Raw genomic sequence first — 18833 nt, forward strand, 5'->3', positions numbered from 1 at the left:
AGGAAATCCTGATATAACTATTTATCTGCCAGAAACAAAAAATCTGATTTTCACTAAACAGTAATTCAATAATTCAAAAGGTCGATATATTTAACAATGGAGAAAAAATCGTTTATATTATTTATACTCTATTTCTGTTTTTATTGTGCAGGACAAGAAATAAAGATTCCAGATAATTTTAGTGAGTATCCAATTCCTAAAGTAGAGTCTAAAGAATGGTATGATCTCATTAGTTCTAAGGATTGTTATGCTGTAAAAAAAGAGAATAATAGATTGGTAGTAGAAAAGACCAATTATTATAAAAAGAATTCTGAATTAGAAATCGAAGATGGAAAATTAATTGGAGAAAATAAAGGAGAATGGGGAGGGGAATTATATTTTGAGCCTAAAAAATACAAAGAAAAAATTGTAAAAATAAAATTTGGAAATATTGTTGATATCTTCAAATTTCAGAACAAAATTTATTTCACTGAAGGTTCAGGTATTTGGGGAAGTTTGTATGAATTAAACAAAGATTCAGTTTTTACATATAAAAAAATAGAATCATTTGGAGACGCCCTAGAAGCATTAACTGTATTTAATAATATTATTTATATTGTTTCTCATCATAGTTTTTATAAAGTAGTGAATCAAGAAGCAATACTTATTTTTAGGAATCAGTTTTGGAGAGGCCTATATCCAAATTCCGTAGCTGTATTCGATGAAGAACATATTTTTATTGGTATGCGGAGTGGAATTGCTAAGCTCAATATTGTCAAAAAAGAAGTTAGCTTTTATCGGGAAAAAAGATTTGATACTTACTAAACAATAATAAAAACCACCAGAATTGGGTGGTTTTTATTATTTATATGATAGGTAGAATTAACATTTTTCCAACACAATCGCCGCATTACAGCCTCCAAAACCAGAAGCCGTTTTCAGAATATACTTTACTGTTGCTGACTGGTTTTCTCTGATAATATTCAACGGCTGGGAAACCCCCATTTCTTCAAAATTCTTAGAAGGAAGTAAAGTGTTTTGAAGAGCACTTTCCATAGAAATGATGCTTTCCAATAATCCCGAAGCCCCTAAACAATGGCCATAGAATCCTTTCATGCTGTTAAGCGGGACGTTTTGAAGGTTCATTCTGCTGAATGCTATGCTTTCCATCTCATCGTTGTATACTGTTGCCGTTCCGTGGGCAGAAATAAAATCGATCTGTTCTGCGGAAACATTAGCTTCCACCATAGCATTTCTGATGCTTCCGTATAAGCCGTCTCCTGTTCTGGAAGGGCCGGAAATATGATTGGCATCATTGATGGCTGAATCTCCTGATACTTTAAATCTGAAATTTTCATTTTCAGAAGGGTCAGCAGTGATATAAACGGCGGCCGCTGCCTCACCAATATTGATCCCATTTCTGTTTTTATCGTACGGCTTGCAAGGCTCTGAACCAATAGCCTGAAATGAATTGAATCCGGAAATTACAAATTCAGAAATTTCATCTCCTGCGATTACAAAGGCATCTCTATATTTTCCTGCCTGAATCATATTCCTGGCAACAGCAACAGCCATTACCCCGGAAACACAGGCATTAGATACTACAATAGGCTTGGTTTTAAATCCGAAAAAATCAGCAATTTTCTGGGCTAATTGCGATAAATAGACACCTTCAGGCAGTTCAGTCTGATTTTTTAATAGACTGATATTCCCTTTTGTTGTAGATAGAATGAAAGCTGTCTCTTCAGAAATAGTATGTTTTTCAACAAGAGGTTTCATGCTTAAAAGCAGCATTTTTTCCAGTCTTGTGAAGTTTTGAGCAGTATTTCCGGTGAAGTTTCTGTCGAACTCTTCATCCAGTTTTTCAGAATTGATACAGGAAGCATAAAAAGCGTCCTGATTTTCTATAATCTGATGTAAAGCAACTCCTGATTGTCCTGCTAAAAGAGCTTCCCAATTAGAATCCACATCGAAGCCAAGGGGAGTTACGCAGTTGTAGTCTGTGATATAAATTTCCTTCTTCATGATAATCCCATTTCATCTTTCCAGGTTTGAAAAAACTCCGGGTTGTATAAACATAAACTTCCATTGCTGTCCAGGAATACCTGAATGGTTTCTCCACTGCATACTAGTTTATTTTCCTGGTTGAAAATTTCATACTTATAAATAAGCTTAGCAGAGACAGAATTGATAAAAGTCGTTACAACCCTGAATGTTTCTCCGTATTTTAAAGGAAGAAAATGTTCACAGGTGCTCTTTACAATAGGCGTTACATAGCCCGCGTTCTGAATGTCAAGATAGGTAAGACCATGCTGACGTCCAAAAGCTTCTCTTCCGTCTTCAAAATACACAATGTAATGCCCATGCCAGACAATTCCCAGCGGGTCTGTTTCATTGAATCGTACTCTTACTTCTTCGGTACAGGTTAATATATTTTCGTTAGACTGCATGTTGTTTTTTAGTTGTCAGGAAATTCCAGACAATATTAATAATAAAATCGATTAAATATTATGAAGTTTTCTTTCGTAAAAAATAGAAATGGATACTGTGGCAAGATAAAATAAAAACAGGAATACCAGTTCCTTGGCAATACCTCCGATTCCGCTGTTTCTTAGAATAATATCATAATAAGCATTCAATCCCCAGTTCATAGGTGAAAATTTGGCTACCGTCTGCATGAATTCAGGCATTAAGAATACCGGAACCCAGATTCCACCGATTGCTGCCAATACTACTACAGATGTTGCTCCAAAAGGTGCAGATTGTTCCTGTGTATCAGCAATCGTTCCCAATAATACTCCAAACCCAATGGCGGCAAGGCCGGAGAATAGAGTTACCGTAATAAGCTGGAACATTTTTCCGGATACATCAAATGCTGGGAGATCCATATAGGGAAAAAGATAAATACCTACAGCTACCATCAATAAAAACTGAATGATACAGATAATAAGATATGTAAATGTCTTTCCTAAAATATGAACGAAATAAGGGGTAGGGCTTATTCTTGCTCTTACACTTGTACCTTGGCTTTTTTCCTTTACCAGGTTGATGGATAGAGGAACTACGATGAAAAAGATTGCAAAAAGAGTCCAGGCAGGAACGTTATGCTGAACAGAATTCGGCATAATATCCATTTCCCCTTTTTTCGGGGTGATTTCCTTGAAGCTGATGAGGTTCTTATTCTCTTCAAGGTTTTCAGTTGTTCCCAGCTGATCCTGGAATGCTTTATAGATCTTTTTATTTTCGATCTCAAAAACCATTTTGTTCACTGAGTTCATCACCGAATTTTTGAATCCGGCATTAGTGGCAGGATCAAAATATAAATGAATCTCTTTAGCTTTCGGAGCTTCTATTTTTGTTTTTGCAGAATCACCTTCTAAACCAAATGAGCTTACAATAGCCTGAACTTTGGAATCGATATTAGAATTTAAATCCTTCGTAAGATCTTCAGGAATGACAATAGCCATCTGATAATCTCCTGCAAATACAGCATCCTGAGCCGATTTTTCGTTATAATTAGTCAGTAACTGGAATGTTTTACTGTTTTCCAGCTCCCCTTTTATATTTTTGGAAACCTCAGATTTGTCGTTATCAATAAAAATGATCGGAATTTTTGAACCTTCAAGATTTTTAAAGGTAGAATCCTGAATCAGGGTAATCGTTACAATCAAAAGTAATGGCATTACAAAAATAATGACAATTCCTCCGATATCTCTTTTTAGCAGAAGAATTTCCTTAATAAAGCTTCTCCACAGTTTATACAACAACATCTCTTAATTCTTTTCCGGTTAATGAAATGAAAACATCTTCAAGGTTTTCTGCATGGGCAATCTGAGAAACAAGCTCTTCGGGAGTTCCTACTGCGTGAATTCTTCCTTTATCAATAATAGCAATCTTGGTACAGAATTCTTCGGCCTCAGAAAGATGGTGGGAAGTATAAATGATGCACGTTCCGCTTTTATTCAGTTCTAAAAGGAAATCTATGATAACTTTTTTAGATTGTACATCTACTCCTACTGTAGGTTCATCCAAAAACAATACTTTCGGATTGTGAAGGGTTCCGGCGATGAGGTTGCAGCGACGCTTCATTCCTCCTGAGAATTGTCCTACCTGCTTATTGGCAAATTTTGAAAGCCCCATGATTTCCAGGGAATCATCAATGGCTCTGGTAAGTTGTTTATGCTTTAATCCGTATAAGCTACCAAAGAACATCAGGTTTTCTTTTGCGGTAAGGGTAGGATAGAGTGCATATTCCTGTGGAACAATTCCCATAATCTGTCTGATCTTGAAATTGTCTTTTTGTGGAGACATTCCATTGATGGTAAATTGTCCTGAAGTAGGTTTTATTAACCCTGAAAGCATAGAAATCAAAGTAGTTTTTCCAGCTCCGTTGGGCCCAAGAATTCCGTAGATCTCGTTTTTGTCGATATTCAAGGAGATATCATTCACAGAAAACTCGTCGGAATTTTTGTATTTTTTATATAGATTTTTAATCTCAATCATATTTTCTGCCATATCAGATCGCTTTTCTCAGTTTTTTATAGAAAGCTTCTTCTAAATCTGCAATATGAAGCATTGCTTTTGATAAAGTGTTGTAGATGTCGCTCTTAGCATTTCTGTTTTTGTACACTCTGGCAATATCTACTGCAAAATCTCTCCAAAGATCCCCAATAGAGGTAATTTCTTTTGAAAGTTCTTTTAGTTCATCATTTTTAAGGATAACAGCCGCTTCCTGAAGAAATGCTCCATAAATAAACCTGAAACCTCCGCCTCCGGTTCCAATTTCTTCCTGCATTCTGATCAACTGGCCGAGGTAATGGTTGGTTACTTTTGTTCCTTTCTTCTCTGCCCATTTCGGGATACTTTTAGCAACCCATCTCATAGCTTTTATTCCGATAAGTGGTACCGGAGCCAGCATATTTTTACAGGTATCCTTAATCCCTTTTTTAATAGCTTCTTCCAAATGAACATCTTCAGGAATATAAATAGGGTAGTACATATGTCCTTTTGGAGGAAGTGCTCCTTTGGCATATCTTACTTTTTCAAGTTCTGCTTCGGTAAGAGTTGTGGTATAATCCATCACCGGATCACTGATAAGAAATTTTCCATCTTCTTTCCCATATACAACCAGGTTGTGGGCATTGAAGTGGAATTTATATTCTTCAGGGAAATAGGTAAGGTTGAAAACTCCTACCTGAAGTCCTGTAGGGATATTTTGTGCTAAGTTTCTCTCCAGTGCTTTTTGAGCATCCTGGGGATTCGAGAATTTTTCTCTTTTGATTTTAATTCCTAATCTTTTCGCTGCTTTACTGAAAATAGCACCCGGCATCGGACGATAGCTGAAGCCCGGAGCAAAATTCACTTTTAAAAAAGGAAGATAGACAAAAAACAGTCCAGAACCGATTCCGAAGATCATAGGTTCGCTTAGTTTCAGTCCTCTGTTAAGCAGTAAATTAGAAGCAACACCGTTTTCGCAATGCGCAGTCTGATGGTGTTCAAAGTTTAATTTCATTTGCAGTTTATATCTTTTTCATAGGTGAATAAAATGGGGTATATGACCTTATTTATTTCCCGTCGAAGTTTTTTAGTTCATTCACTGAAATCCCAAATGCATCGGCATATTTTTTCAGTGCAGTTTCGCTCAGTGTTTTAAATACTTTGGGTTTGAAATGTCTTTTTACCCTCCATTGCCACATTCCTACATAAGAGGCCAATACTCCCAGATCCATTTTATTATGTTCCATAAAATAAACGATAGGGCTTACGATATTATTGGCAACGTTCTGTTTGGCTTCTTCAATTCTCTCATGTATCAGTTCCATGGACTCGTCCAAAGCTGCTTTTTTGGCATCCCAGCCCGTACTGTTGGCTGTTGTATAATTATCATTTTCATCCGTTACATACAGAACTTCTGTCATGTTAGCGGATTTCAGATTACTTTCGTCTTGAGGCAGGTCTTGTTTTTTCATCTGAATGTTTAATTTTTTAGATTCCAGATGAAATGAGATTCACCTGTTTTGATTCTTTTAATCAGGTGGCTAAAATAGTGAAAATACATAATATGAAAATTATGCCAAACCTGATCATGATATTGTTATGAAATAGAGGTGATATCAGTGTTTTGGTCAGGGCTTACACTTCAGTACTTATGAATTTATTTTCCCGTTTATATAAGGCATGAATTAATTTTATCTTCATCGTTCAGGCTCAGATAGTATAAAAAAAACTGTTTTTCTCAGTTTTTAAAACAAGGATGTTTAACTATCGGGATGTAATGAAATCTTAAGAAATACTGTTAATACTTATAATGGAAGCTGTAACAAGTACCCCATATTATAAGACTAATGGATTTGAAATTTGGATTAAAAAATAACGATTAAATACTAACTATGAAAAAAATTTTTATTTCTGTTTCGCTTTTCTGCATGCTTAGTGCTATGGCTCAGAAATTCGATACTCAGAAATTAACTGATGCTCAGGGTTATACTTATGAAACAGTAAAGAATGACCAGGCAGGAGTAAGAGTCTACACTCTGAAAAACGGATTGAAGGTTTATCTGGCAAAAAATGAAGATGCCCCAAGAATCCAGACTTATATTCCGGTAAGAACGGGATCTAATAATGACCCAAGTGATAATACGGGACTTGCTCACTACCTAGAGCATATGGTCTTCAAAGGAACTTCGCATCTTGGAACCCAGGATTGGGCAAAAGAAAAAGCTTTATTACAGCAGATTTCCGATCTTTATGAACAGCATAAAGCAGAGAAGGATCCGGCAAAGAAAAAAGAGCTCTATAAAAAGATAGATGAGGTATCTCAGGAAGCTTCAAAATTTGCCATTGCGAATGAATATGATAAAGCTATTTCTTCATTAGGTGCCACAGGAACCAATGCACATACCTGGCTGGATGAAACTGTTTACAAAAACAATATTCCATCCAATGAGCTGGAAAAATGGTTAAGGGTTGAAAAGGAACGTTTTTCAGAACTGGTACTTCGTCTTTTCCATACAGAATTGGAAGCCGTGTACGAGGAGTACAACAGAGCTCAGGATAATGACGGACGTTTGGTAAACTATGCTTTGATGGAAGCCCTTTTTCCAAAACATCCCAACGGACAGCAAACCACTATCGGTACTTCTGAACACCTGAAAAGCCCTTCAATGGTTGCTATACACAAGTATTTTGATACCTACTATGTGCCTAATAATATGGCGGTAGTATTGGTTGGAGATATAGATTTCGATAAAACTATAAAGTTAGTTGACCAATATTTCGGATCTTTCAAATACAAGGATATTCCGATGAAAAAGATGGTGACGGAAGCTCCAATGAATCAGGTTGTTTCCAGAACAGTAAAAAGCCCCTCTACTCCAAGAATGACAATGGCATGGAGAACGGATTCTTATGGAACGCAGGAGGCTAGACTTGCAGATGTAGTCGCTGAAATTCTAAGCAATAGAGGAGATGCAGGGTTGATCGACCTTAATATCAATCAAAAGCAAAAAACTTTAGGTGCAGGTGCTTATGAATCTCCATTCAAAATGTATGGAATGTTTGCATTATCTGTTACACCTAAGGACGGGCAAAGTTTTGATGAAGCTAAAAAATTGTTATTGGACCAGCTTGATCTGGTTAAAAAAGGACAATTCCCGGATTGGCTTCTTAAAGCTATTGTAAATGATAAGAAAGTTCAGCGTATGAAAGGTTTTGAAACAGCTGACGGCCTGGCTACTGAGCTTTACGACTCTTATATTAAGGGGAGAACCTGGGAGCAGGAGCTGGATGAGATCAATCAATACGAAAAGATTACTAAGGCTGATGTTGTAAAGTTTGCCAATGATTTCTTTAAGGATAACTATGTGGTTGTTTACAAAGAAAAGGGTGTGAATGATAAGCTTGTTCGTGTAGAAAATCCGGGAATTACACCTATTAAACTGAACAGGGAAGCTCAATCGCCTTTCCTTAAAGATATTTTAAATACTAAAGTTGCTGAAATTAAGCCTGAATTCATCGATTATAAAACTGCGATTCAGACTTCAAAGATAAAAGACAAAACGGTAAATTTTGTAAAGAATAAATACAATGAAATTGCTCAGATAAGTTATGTTTTCCCTTTCGGAACAGATAATGATAAAGAACTTTCGCTGGCAGGTACTGTTTTCGAATACCTTGGAACGGATAAATATACTCCGGAGCAACTGAAGGAAGAGTTCTATAAGCTGGGGGTTTCTTATAGATTCATAACATCGAATGATCAAACGACTATTACTTTATCCGGGCTTGAAAGCAATATGAAGAAAGGCGTAGAATTAATGAATCATTGGTTATCAAATGTAAAGGCAGATAAAGCTGTTTACAGCCAGACGGTAAAAACAATTCTTGAGGCGAGAGAAGCAGGTAAGAAAGATAAGGTGAGAATTATGGGAGCACTTTCCAACTATGCAAAATATGGAAAGGAGTCCAGAATGATAGATGTTATCTCCAAAGCACGCCTTGAGAGCATTGATGCTACAGAATTAATGAAAAAGGTAAAAACGCTGAACCAATATCCTTACCAGATACTGCTTTACGGAAAAGATCAGGCAGGTATGGAAAATGCTGTAAAACCTTATATCACCAATACAAGTCTGCAGCCTGCAAAAGCTAAGGAATATGCAGAACCTGCTACAACAGGAAAAGTATACTTCACAAACTATGATATGGTACAGATGGAAATGGCTAAAGTAGCAAAAGCAAGCCCTGTAAACCTAAACAATTTCGGAAAAGCAAATGTGTTCAATGAATACTTCGGAAGAGGCTTATCTTCTATTGTTTTCCAGGAGATCAGAGAAAGTAAATCTTTAGCTTATTCTGCTTATGTTTCTTATGCTAACGCTTCAGAAAAAGGGCATGCTAACTATATTACCAACTATATTGGAACACAGTCTAACAAACTTCCTTTAGCTGTAAATGCAATGAGTGAGCTAATGGCTGAATTACCACAGATTCCAACACAGTTTGAAAATGCAAAAGGGTCAGCATTGAAACAGATTGCATCCAACAGAATCAACAGAACGAATATTTTCTTTAGTCAGTTGGCACTTAAAAAGCTAGGTGTTGATTATGATATCAGAAAAGATACATACGCTGAAATTCAGGGGCTGACATTGCCTCAGCTTACAGGATTCTACAACACTGAGGTGAAACCTGTACAATACAATACGGCGATCATCGGTAAAAAAGAAAACCTGAATATGGAATCCATCAACAAGATGGGAGAGTTCCAGGAATTGTCTCTTGAAGAGATTTTCGGATACTAATATTTTAGTTTTAATAATAGGTGAAGTGGAGCAGAAATGCTCCACTTTTTTGTTTGAATATGGTATTTGTCTGATAGTGAATGTTCCACAGAATTGTAGAATGTTTCACGTGAAATATAAGGCTGTTTAAGCATAAATGTTACGAATAATTCCACAAATAGGTGCAATCATTTATAAGGTGTTGGGTTATTGTTTTTAACTCAAGAGCTTGCAAAAGGATTATCCATTGTGGATATTTTCGATCGCAAAGGCGTTTCACTTAGCAAGGGAAGAAAGAAATATCTTTGATCAGTTTGTTGGGTTTTAATTCAATAGAGGAGGGCTAAAAGCTTTCCTAAATAAAAAATAAAATTACTTTGGCTTTAACCAAAACCTATTTACCGGGGACACAATACTCTCTCTCTCAAAAATAGTCAGGAATCTTGGCTGGGTGAAACGCCCTTGCGAACTTAAAAAAATAGAAATAAGCACTTTCTTTGCGACCGTAGCGTTAAAACAATAAAGAAAAAATATCAATCATTGTAAAACAAAAAGCTGCACAAAACGTACAGCTTTTAAAGTCTTTTTCTTTCTTTTTATGATTTTACCTCCTGAATAAACAGGTTAATCTCCGCTCTTATCAACAATTCATCATTGTTGAACGTTTCGCAGAAGATATGGCAGATATTTTCAAACTGGGAAATCAGTGATGCTTTTGAAATGATCTTGTCATTTACTTTGGGAAGCCCGAAAACCTCAATCTTTTTAATATTAGTAATAAAACCTATCACCTTGGTATTGGCTTCAGGATTTTCAAAGAAGCTTTGTCCAAGGATGGATGAACAGGTCTGTGCCAGGTTTTCAATTAAACCTGCTTCTACAAATTCATTATTATGAACAAATATATTGTTTTCTTTTATTTCAAAGGAAGTCACTACTTTTTCCTTGGTCAGTTCCAGAATATAGTCTGCCATAAGCATCGGTTCACGATGCGGTAAAAAGTTGTGAATATTGATGATATTTTCTTCCCTGATTTCCATTAAAAGTTATTTTACAGCAGTTTTCATTTGAGATTTTGCAATTACTTCATCATTTAATTTCGTAACGATGTCTACCAGAGTTACTCCCATTACTTCATTGAGGATGGTTACCTCCGATTTCAGCTGATCTCCAACTTTAGGCAATATTTCAGCTTCAAAAGATTTGATGGCTCCAATGTATCCTGTAGGAGCGTCTTTTCCAAGCAGATAATACTTGTACCCTGTATGAAGTGCTACACTCTGTGCCTGATGCTCAATCAGCCCGGAAGCCTGAAAAAATCCGTCTTGAACAAATAGATTACTGTCTTTAATTTCAAATCCGGAAATAAGATGGTTTTCAGAATATTCCGAAAGCTCATGGACCATGACAAATGGGGCACGTTGTGGAATAAGGCTTTCTACAAAATTTTTATCGGATGTTGGCAGTCTGTTTTCCATTAGCAAACGGTTAATAAAGAGCAAGAATAGGCAAATCTTCCGCTTTCAGGAACGCAAAGAAGAATTTTTTCTCCTTTTTTCAATGTTCCGGAGTTCATCAGTTGCTCTAAGGCGATAAAGATAGATCCGGCTCCGATATTTCCTACCTCAGAAAGGTTGTAGAACCATTTTTCAGCAGGGAAATCCATTCCTTTTTTAGCAAATTCTTCTTTTAACCCGTCTTTGAAATACCCCGAAGAGATATGAGCCAATACGTGGTCAATTTTTTCAGGATCCAGATTATGTTTATCGAAAGAGGCCCTTAAGCTTTCAGCACCTTTTACAAGAATGTATTTATCCAGAATCTTTGTATCCTGTTTGATAGCGAAAATAGATTGCTTCAGCCATTCGTCAGACGGATAATCTGCCCATGATTTTAAGCTTCCGTCTTCCTGTTTGTCACATCCTGCATACATACATGCTTCAATCTCATGAGCGTAAGAATAGAAATCGATAAATTCCACTCTTAAAGAAATTCCGTTTTCTCTGGGTTTATTTTCTAATAAAAAAGCACCTGCTCCGTCAGAAAGCATCCATCTAAGGAATTCTCTTTTGAAGGCAATGATAGGCCTTTCTTCTAATAATATTAAATTTTCAGCTTCATGATTGAATTTATCTGCCGTCATCCATGCAGACATTCTTTCAGAACCTGCACATACTGCGCTTTCCTGTACTCCGGCTCTTACCGAAAGGAATCCGTAGTTAAGGGCATTCATCCCTGAGTTGCAAAGTCCGGTAGCTGTGTTGATCTCAATAGATTTTCCGATGTTCAGCTCACCATGAACCATAGAAGCATGTGAAGGCTGGATCTGATCCGGAGACGTAGTTCCTACGGATAAGAGCTTCATATCTTCTTTTTTGAAATTTTCATCAAAAAGTCCTTCGATTGCATTTGCGGTAAGCTGTGCATTGGAATGCGTAGGGTTTCCTTCTGTATCTAAAGCGTAGTATCTGGTAGTAATTTTATTATTTCTTAAAATAAGTGATTTGGCTTTAGAAGGTGCGTCATTGATAAGCCCAAGATATGTCTCCATTTCATCATTTGATACCGGTTCATTGGGTAAATATTTTGAAGCTTTTGTTATAAATACGTCGTACATTCTATTTTAAATTAATTCCTTGTAAATATCTTTTTTGTTTTTGTCTTTTAAACCAAAATATAGGGGTTGTAAGCAGGTGTAACACCAAAACGACAGGTGAGATGATCCATATCGCAGCCATCAAATATACCTTAAAGAATTTTATCAGCAATGGGCGTTTCTCTTTTTTCTTGATAATCAGATTAGACCACACCGTGAAAATCTTGTTTCCTACCTTTTCTACACGTACTAAAAACGGGCGGATTTCAATGGCTCCGTTTTTTACAAGATCAGGTTGCAGATTTTCGAAATCATTGTTTTTGAAATGTCTTTCAATGATCGTTCCGTATTTTACTGATCCTGTAATTTCTTCATCTGAAACTCCTGCTGCCGGAAGCATTCCTGATTTTTCCTTTTGTCCTGTAGTCAGCCAGCGGAGAATAGTAAGTACACTGGTGTAATTATCATGTCTGTCTACCAATGCGATGTTTCCTACAAGTTTGGCTTTCAGGTCTCTGAGGTATACTTTCAGTTTTTCCTGAGAAAGCATCCACATATTCCGGGTTCCGGAAATAGTGACTATAGGAGTGTCTTTAAGGATGCGTTCTGCATAGCCACTCTTCAAAAATGAAATGATCGGAATAGAGGGTGTGAGATACCATACCTGATATCCGAACAGGATGAGGTCATACCTCTTGTTCAGTATTTCTTCTGAAGGGGGTACAATTTCTTTAGGGATTTGTAAATAAGATTCCGGGAAAGTGTTGAAAAAAACATCACCTGGCCAGGGAAAAGGAAAATCTTCCTTTAGCTGAATATTATAATAGGTAATATCATATTCCTCCTTTTGAACTTCAAAAGGCTTGGCTATATTTCTCACGATATCTTCCAACTGGCCGGTTTGGGAATAATATATGACAAGTATATTTTTTTTCATGGAATCTTTTTAGTGTTTACAAAAATATGTTTTTCATATTTATTATTTAGTTTTAAATATTTTTAATGATTCAGAACTAAATTTTAATGTATAATTTTCATTTTCTATCCCCGAGTTTTTGCTGTTGATAAAAATGATGGTTTCAGGAAGAACCTGAATTTCATTAAGATCAAAACTATCATCTGAAATCAGAAGGATATCAATGCTTTTATTTACTTCAGACAAATCTTTTATATAATGTATCTTTCTTCTTTTTACAAGATAATTATGGGCTGCTGTTGCTCTTTTTTCATCATTCCTGATCCAGGAAAAAACTCGTCTGCTTGCCTGGTAAAGAGTAAGTAATATATCTTTTTGACCAAAATCATCTGAAATATGCAGGATATTGGCATCTGTGGCAATATGTTTATTCAGTTCAAAGTAAACCGATTTATTAGCCTTAAAATCTTTCTTTACTTCTGTTACCACTTCATTATCCTTATATAAATAGCTTAAGAACAACTGCTTTTTAAAATAATTTTCATCCTCAATCTCTTCTCTCAGTTTAGCAAATTCATCTCTGTAATAAGCATTGATCTTTTTTGTTCTTTCAGAATAGTTTTTACCAAAAGCTACATCATCTTTACTGATTCTGTCACCCACTTTTACAGTGATGCTTCCATCGTAGATAATGAAATCCCCTTTTGGGAGAACTTCAGAATTTCCGTGGATATATAAAGGAAGAACATCCAATTCAAACTGTTCTGCAAGATAGAAGGCTCCTTTATGAAATCTTTTAACATCATTGGTGTAGGAACGTTCCGCTTCAGGGAAAACAACAAGAGAATAGCCCTGTGCAATTTTTTCCTTCAGTTTATCCATCCCATTTTCAATGCCCTGAGAAACCGGATAGAAGCCTAATGCCCTAACCAGTTTACCAAACACCGGAGATTTGTACACCCAGTCATTCACTAAATAAATGATTTTATGAGTGGCCATTGCAATCGCCAGTGTATCTAAAAAAGAAGTATGGTTAGCAATAATGACAGCTGGTTTACTAAAATCTTCATTGGGATTTTTAATGACCTTCTTCTTTACAAATGGATTCGAATATAGCACGGAAGTTAAAAACTTAGCTAAAATAAGTTTGATGATATCCAGAGTTTTCCCATTTGAGTTTTTCACAAAGAAACTTCCCACAGCAGAAAATAGCATTCCTCCAAGCCCATAATATAAAAAGCTGATGACTGACACGATCAATAATCTGAATGTAATTGGAGAAAGTCCTTTTTTTGCCCTGTTGGTAATCAATAATCTGAACCAGAACGGATATAGAGTAGAAGTAATGATAATCACAGAGAACATTCCAATCAATGCTACCAAAGCTAATGAATGTAAAGCCGGATGTTTGGCAAAAATCAGAGATCCGATAGACAAAATGGTTGTAAATACTGCCAGAATAATAGATGTTCTATACGTTGGAAGTTCATTTTTTCCTGTTGTATGCTCTTTTTGCATAGCCTGGGTAAGGAAAATACTGAAGTCATCTCCAACTCCAAAGACCAATGTACATACTACAGTACTGAAAATATTCAGTTCCAGTCCCATAAAATATAGAAGCCCGGCTGTCACTACCCCAGTTAGAACAATAGGAAACATGGTAAGAACCGTTAGTTCAAAATTTCTGAAGAAAACGATAATTGTTAAAACAATAGCCAGAAGAGAATAATTGATCAGTGTATTGAAATCTCTTTTTAATAAACCTAAAAAGTTTTCATTCATCTGCTGACGGTCAATTGCCAGGGCATTATGCTTCTTTTCAATATCCTTGATAAAGGCATCTCTTTTATTCTCGTCAACCTTTACCACATTCGAAACCGTATAAAAATCTTTTTCATGGCTCATAAACTCTGAAATCTGGAGTGCCTTCACCTTTTCATAGTCCCTGATGGTTAACGTAGAGTAGTTTTTATTTAAAATTTCATTGAAATTGTCAAAAGCCGAACTGTTGAACCCGAATTTATTTCCGTTACTGACTAATTCAGAGACTGTCTGGCTCTTTTTGCTGTCATTCCAGAAGTTTTTCCATTCAGTAATTTTCTTTTGCTGATCTTTTTCAGACAGAACAATACCTCCAATTGAATTGTAACTTAATATTTTACCTTCTTTTTTCTCTTGCTCAAGGAATGTATTTAACTGGGAATTTCTTGCCAAAGCCTGCTCTTCAGAATTTCCGTAAGAGATCGTATAGATAGATTTTGAAGTAATATCCGAAAGCTTTTGCAGTTTTGCCTCACTGATCTTCATTTCCTTCGGAATATAATTCAGGTCACCAATATCTTCATTAAACCCAACATGCCTGAATCCAAATAAACATGCTAAGATGACTATAGAACATCCTATAATCAAAGGTTTATTTTTTTCGTACGGATAAGATCCGATCTTATCAATGAAATTGGTGTTATGATTTTCTTCAGTATGCTTAGGCTGATAAAGTTGGGGAACAATAATTAATGCGGTAACAGAAGATAAAATAACTGTAATGGCTGCAAAAAGTCCCAGATCCTTTAATGCTTCTGACCGTACAAATACCAGACACAAAAAAGAAACTGCAGTTGTCGCACTACTCAATATTATGGGTTGGGTAATTTCCTTATAGAGTTCTTCAATATTGTTATTGTGCTTGTAATGGGTAAGAATGTGCAGGGCATAATCTATGGTAATTCCGATAAGAATAGCTCCCACACTTAATGAAATGGCCGAGATTTTATCCTTAATAAAATACAATACCATTAAAGCCAGCAGAACTGAGAAGACTGTCGGAAGGAATACAATGATAGGGGTAAAGAAGTTCCTGAAATAATAAATCAGCAGGACCAAAAGTACTGTCATTGAAATGACAACTGTATTCTGAATGTCTTTTTTGATCTGTTTGGCATTGGCTACAGCAATCACCGGAGATCCGAAATAGCTGATCTCTGTTTTTCCTTTGAACTGTTTATTAAGATTATCTTTTATTGTATCAAGTTCATCAACGAAGGTTTCATTAGCCTTGGTATCATTGCTTTTGTTTTTAGGATCTATAAACAGCAAAAGGTTTTTTCCATCCTTGGTTACAATATAGCTGTCTTCCAGTTTAAAATCCTTGCTGATGTTTAAGGCATTTAATTTTTTGATTCCTAAAAAGGTCAGCCCAAGAGGGTCTTTTTTGATAAATTCCTTAGTGACAAGGCTGGTAGGTGAAGCCAATGAAATATAATTATCTTCTATTCGCCTGGCAATACTATCCTTCCCAAGCTTTTCCTGAATCTCTTTGTAGTCGTTTTCATTGAGAAATAAAGGCAGATTCTGACTGACGAAGTCAAAGGTTTCTGAAATTTCATTATCATTTACTTTCCCCTGAACAGTACCTATGTATCTTTGTAAAGGCTCTATTTTCCGTAAAAAAGTATCAGCAGTTTCAGAAAGCTGGAAGCTGTCTTCGCTGGATTTATTTTCTATGATAACGATGATCTTATCCGAAAAGTTAAGCTGCTTAAGCACTTTTGCTGTAAGATCCGATTTTTCATTTTTAGGGATGATCTGATTGATGTCCTCTTCAAAATTAATCTTTGAAGCAAAAAAAAGACATAAAGCGGCAATTCCTAAGGCTGTAAATACAGAAAGGATTTTATTTCTGGAAATCAGATAATATAAAAATATAAAAAAGCGATGCATTGCATTTGGATCAAGTCTGCAAATTTAAATTTTTAAGAGTTACATCAAAATAGTTAGGGATAAGTTTTGTCTGAAAATCAATAAAATATTCTAGGCAGAATGAAAAATTATTCTACTTTTGCAAAAGTTCCCTTTTGATGAAATGTATTTTAAACCACAATTATTATTCAAAAAATAAGAATCTGTTTTTGATATGTTGACAAAAAATGATGAAAAAATAAACGGATTCCTATTTGTTGCAGTACTCCCGTTTCTGCTGTTTGCGATGTCTTACTATGGCTTTGAATCTTCCTATGTAAGATTGAAGACTATGGATAAGGCTCCAGACTTTATGTTTGCTTCGGTATATGCTTACAGAGTAATACCCAATTATCTGAGTGTACATGTTACAGAAGCAGTAACATTCTTTGTAAACAATTATCTTCCCTTTCTTAAGAGTTTTCTTTTAAAGCAGGGAACACTCTTTTATCATAGCATTTTTCTGATCAACAGTTTCTTTTTTGTGCTGTCTTCGATCATTTTACATATGATTTTTAAACTAAAATCTGTAGGAACTCTTTTGTCTTTGAATATCAGGAGACTGATCCATTTGCTGGCCATATTCTTTATCGTTATCGTGCAGTATGTGCCTACCAATTGTGATTCTATTGCCATTTTCTTTTATCTCTGGGGAGCATTGCTTACCCTGAAATATTTGCAGAACAGGAATATTTCGGACTTTATCCTTTTATGTGCAGTTGTATGTATTTCAACATTGGCAAGAGAGACTTCATGCCTGAATATTTCTTTTTTTGCTGCAGTCTGCATTGATTTTAAAAAACTTAAAAATCGTGATTTTACATTCATCAGAGAACTTGTGTTTTTGGTGATTGCCTTTATCATTCCTTATGCCGGGCTTAGAATGATGATCCATCAGGACGTATCTTTTGTGGAAGGAATTTATTTTCTGGATAACTTCAGCAGTCCTTTTAATATAAGCGGGCTTTTATTTGGGATGATAAGTGTATATTTCAGTTATATATTGTGTAATAACGAAGGAAAAATACTGATCAGAAAGTACCTTTTCTTTTCCCTGCCTTATCTGATAATGATTGCGATGGTGGGACTCTTCTGGGAAGTAAGGTTATTTATTCCTTTAATTCTCACAGGGTTTATATTTACTTCGTATCAATTTAAAAACACCATAACCGCCTAATGAATTTATTACACCCTTATTATATCATTGCAGTCATTTATATGCTGATTTTCAGTTTTCAGGAAGTGTATTCCGGGAAAACGAATAAAAAGGCGCTTTATATTTTGGCGGTATTTCTTGTCATTATTGCAGGATTTCGTGATGATGTGGGGCCGGATTATGGAAGTTATGTGGGAATCTATGTCTATTCTGATACGAAAGATTATCTGAGTATTTTTCTTGCAGCTCTTTCAATAAAGGGGCCTCAGGTGATGGAGCAGGAGTGGCTCTATGTGTTGATCAATAAGATTCTGATCAATATTTTTGATGCTCCTTTCTACATGCTGACCTTTGTAATAGCAGCATTGGTAACTTTTTTTAAAACAAAATTTGTTGAAGAAAATACCCATTATCCTTTTACCTTTTTGGTTTTTGTCTTTATTCCTGGCTTCTTTATTGGAGAGAGTGGACAGATCAGGCAAAACTTAGGGTGTTTCATGGCATATTGGGCAATACGGTATATTAAAGAACGGAATTTATGGATGTATCTTTTATGGATCTATCTTGCAGCAGGTATTCACAATGTTTGTTATCTGATGCTTCCAATGTATTGGATCGCCAGAGTTCCGTTGAATAAGTTCTGGATGCTTCTTTTTATTCTGGTATCAGTATTTCTTTCTCCGTTTGAAGTATACCGATACTTTGGGGATATACTAGGGAATTTTGCCTCCGAAAGTACCCTGGTGGAAGGGTTCAATGGTTATGTGGATGAATCTGTAGAGCGACTGAACGGAGGTTTCGGAATTCCGGAGGCGATGCTGGCTATCTGTACCGCTTTCCTGTTTATTTTTGATACAAAAATGAAAGAAAAATATCCCTATTACGAGTATCATCGGAATTATACCGTAATAGGAATCTGTTTCTATTTTATTTTTAGAAATAACCCGATTTTCTCGTCCAGATTAACGGGGACTTTCCTTGCATTTTCCTATATTTTAATTCCCAATACGATGTTTGTGGTTTCTAAAGGGATGAGAGCCGCTATACACAGCTTCATTGTAGCTTTGGTCATTTTTAACTTTGTGGTATTCTCCAGCTTTAAAAATATTACAGCAGGTAGATTTACAATAGATCTCTATCACAACCATATTCTTCCGTAAGAAGTTTTAT

15 protein-coding genes are annotated in these 18833 nt (G+C 35.8%); 4 read left to right on the plus strand and 11 right to left on the minus strand.

The features are described from left to right. The first annotated feature begins 96 nt into the window (after positions 1 to 96). Entirely contained in the window at positions 97 to 804 is a 708-nt protein-coding gene (locus M2372_RS15635; RefSeq protein ID WP_123321130.1) for a hypothetical protein, read from the plus strand. 57 nt (positions 805 to 861) lie between these two features. Here the strand turns inward: M2372_RS15635 and M2372_RS15640 are convergent, their stop codons facing one another. From M2372_RS15640 to M2372_RS15665, 6 genes are read right to left on the minus strand one after another with little or no spacing between them, the layout of a single operon-like run. After that, positions 862 to 2004 carry a beta-ketoacyl synthase N-terminal-like domain-containing protein gene (locus M2372_RS15640; RefSeq protein ID WP_123321131.1) on the minus strand — a complete coding sequence of 381 codons (1143 nt, stop codon included), beginning with the start codon at positions 2002 to 2004 and terminating at the stop codon, positions 862 to 864. Continuing rightward, positions 2001 to 2429: a thioesterase family protein gene (locus M2372_RS15645; protein WP_123321132.1), complete on the minus strand. Its 429-nt coding sequence runs from the start codon at positions 2427 to 2429 to the stop codon at positions 2001 to 2003. The genes M2372_RS15640 and M2372_RS15645 overlap by 4 nt, the downstream gene beginning before the upstream one ends. Before the next feature lie 51 nt (positions 2430 to 2480). After that, positions 2481 to 3749, minus strand: coding sequence for an ABC transporter permease (locus M2372_RS15650; protein ID WP_115969989.1), 1269 nt, complete (start codon positions 3747 to 3749; stop codon positions 2481 to 2483). Continuing rightward, positions 3736 to 4494, minus strand: coding sequence for an ABC transporter ATP-binding protein (locus M2372_RS15655; RefSeq protein ID WP_123321133.1), 759 nt, complete (start codon positions 4492 to 4494; stop codon positions 3736 to 3738). Before M2372_RS15655 ends, M2372_RS15650 begins: the two co-directional genes overlap by 14 nt. A 1-nt stretch (position 4495) precedes the next feature. After that, on the minus strand, positions 4496 to 5491 hold the full coding sequence (locus M2372_RS15660; protein WP_123321134.1) for a BtrH N-terminal domain-containing protein: 996 nt from the start codon (positions 5489 to 5491) through the stop codon (positions 4496 to 4498). 52 nt (positions 5492 to 5543) lie between these two features. After that, on the minus strand, positions 5544 to 5948 hold the full coding sequence (locus M2372_RS15665) for a hypothetical protein (protein ID WP_115969992.1): 405 nt from the start codon (positions 5946 to 5948) through the stop codon (positions 5544 to 5546). 420 nt (positions 5949 to 6368) lie between these two features. On the opposite strand from M2372_RS15665, the gene M2372_RS15670 reads away from it, so the two are divergent. Next, complete coding sequence (locus tag M2372_RS15670; protein WP_123321135.1) at positions 6369 to 9281, plus strand: insulinase family protein; 2913 nt, start codon at positions 6369 to 6371, stop codon at positions 9279 to 9281. A gap of 575 nt (positions 9282 to 9856) precedes the next feature. Here M2372_RS15670 and M2372_RS15675 read toward each other — a convergent pair. From M2372_RS15675 to M2372_RS15695, 5 genes are read right to left on the minus strand one after another with little or no spacing between them, the layout of a single operon-like run. Then, on the minus strand, positions 9857 to 10300 hold the full coding sequence (locus tag M2372_RS15675; protein WP_115969994.1) for an ABC transporter permease: 444 nt from the start codon (positions 10298 to 10300) through the stop codon (positions 9857 to 9859). A gap of 6 nt (positions 10301 to 10306) precedes the next feature. Beyond that, positions 10307 to 10738, minus strand: a complete 432-nt coding sequence (locus M2372_RS15680) for a hypothetical protein (RefSeq protein WP_123321136.1) — start codon at positions 10736 to 10738, stop codon at positions 10307 to 10309. Next, entirely contained in the window at positions 10738 to 11877 is a 1140-nt protein-coding gene (locus tag M2372_RS15685) for a beta-ketoacyl-ACP synthase III (protein WP_123321137.1), read from the minus strand. The genes M2372_RS15680 and M2372_RS15685 overlap by 1 nt, the downstream gene beginning before the upstream one ends. A gap of 1 nt (position 11878) precedes the next feature. Next, positions 11879 to 12793, minus strand: a complete 915-nt coding sequence (locus M2372_RS15690; RefSeq protein ID WP_123321138.1) for a dialkylrecorsinol condensing enzyme DarA — start codon at positions 12791 to 12793, stop codon at positions 11879 to 11881. Positions 12794 to 12835: 42 nt separating this feature from the next. Then, the gene (locus tag M2372_RS15695) at positions 12836 to 16489 is read right to left on the minus strand and encodes an MMPL family transporter (RefSeq protein ID WP_123321139.1); all 3654 of its coding nucleotides are present in this window, start codon (positions 16487 to 16489) and stop codon (positions 12836 to 12838) included. 193 nt (positions 16490 to 16682) lie between these two features. Here M2372_RS15695 and M2372_RS15700 point away from each other — a divergent pair, with 193 nt between their 5' ends. Together M2372_RS15700 and M2372_RS15705 are read left to right on the plus strand one after the other, a co-directional pair. After that, the gene (locus tag M2372_RS15700; RefSeq protein ID WP_123321140.1) at positions 16683 to 17684 is read left to right on the plus strand and encodes a hypothetical protein; all 1002 of its coding nucleotides are present in this window, start codon (positions 16683 to 16685) and stop codon (positions 17682 to 17684) included. After that, positions 17684 to 18823: an EpsG family protein gene (locus M2372_RS15705; RefSeq protein WP_123321141.1), complete on the plus strand. Its 1140-nt coding sequence runs from the start codon at positions 17684 to 17686 to the stop codon at positions 18821 to 18823. The genes M2372_RS15700 and M2372_RS15705 overlap by 1 nt, the downstream gene beginning before the upstream one ends. Positions 18824 to 18833: the final 10 nt, after the last annotated feature.

Origin of the sequence: Chryseobacterium sp. BIGb0232 (genome assembly GCF_024810195.1) — a bacterium.
Classification (GTDB): domain Bacteria; phylum Bacteroidota; class Bacteroidia; order Flavobacteriales; family Weeksellaceae; genus Chryseobacterium; species Chryseobacterium pennae.

Coding starts and splice junctions, on each gene's coding strand:
- M2372_RS15690 (WP_123321138.1), bottom strand. CDS start 12,793: ATGAAAAAAAATATACTTGTCATATATTATTCCCAAACCGGCCAGTTG.
- M2372_RS15665 (WP_115969992.1), bottom strand. CDS start 5,948: ATGAAAAAACAAGACCTGCCTCAAGACGAAAGTAATCTGAAATCCGCT.
- M2372_RS15635 (WP_123321130.1), top strand. CDS start 97: ATGGAGAAAAAATCGTTTATATTATTTATACTCTATTTCTGTTTTTAT.
- M2372_RS15670 (WP_123321135.1), top strand. CDS start 6,369: ATGAAAAAAATTTTTATTTCTGTTTCGCTTTTCTGCATGCTTAGTGCT.
- M2372_RS15685 (WP_123321137.1), bottom strand. CDS start 11,877: ATGTACGACGTATTTATAACAAAAGCTTCAAAATATTTACCCAATGAA.
- M2372_RS15640 (WP_123321131.1), bottom strand. CDS start 2,004: ATGAAGAAGGAAATTTATATCACAGACTACAACTGCGTAACTCCCCTT.
- M2372_RS15650 (WP_115969989.1), bottom strand. CDS start 3,749: ATGTTGTTGTATAAACTGTGGAGAAGCTTTATTAAGGAAATTCTTCTG.
- M2372_RS15700 (WP_123321140.1), top strand. CDS start 16,683: ATGTTGACAAAAAATGATGAAAAAATAAACGGATTCCTATTTGTTGCA.
- M2372_RS15705 (WP_123321141.1), top strand. CDS start 17,684: ATGAATTTATTACACCCTTATTATATCATTGCAGTCATTTATATGCTG.
- M2372_RS15680 (WP_123321136.1), bottom strand. CDS start 10,738: ATGGAAAACAGACTGCCAACATCCGATAAAAATTTTGTAGAAAGCCTT.
- M2372_RS15695 (WP_123321139.1), bottom strand. CDS start 16,489: ATGCATCGCTTTTTTATATTTTTATATTATCTGATTTCCAGAAATAAA.
- M2372_RS15660 (WP_123321134.1), bottom strand. CDS start 5,491: ATGAAATTAAACTTTGAACACCATCAGACTGCGCATTGCGAAAACGGT.
- M2372_RS15655 (WP_123321133.1), bottom strand. CDS start 4,494: ATGGCAGAAAATATGATTGAGATTAAAAATCTATATAAAAAATACAAA.
- M2372_RS15675 (WP_115969994.1), bottom strand. CDS start 10,300: ATGGAAATCAGGGAAGAAAATATCATCAATATTCACAACTTTTTACCG.
- M2372_RS15645 (WP_123321132.1), bottom strand. CDS start 2,429: ATGCAGTCTAACGAAAATATATTAACCTGTACCGAAGAAGTAAGAGTA.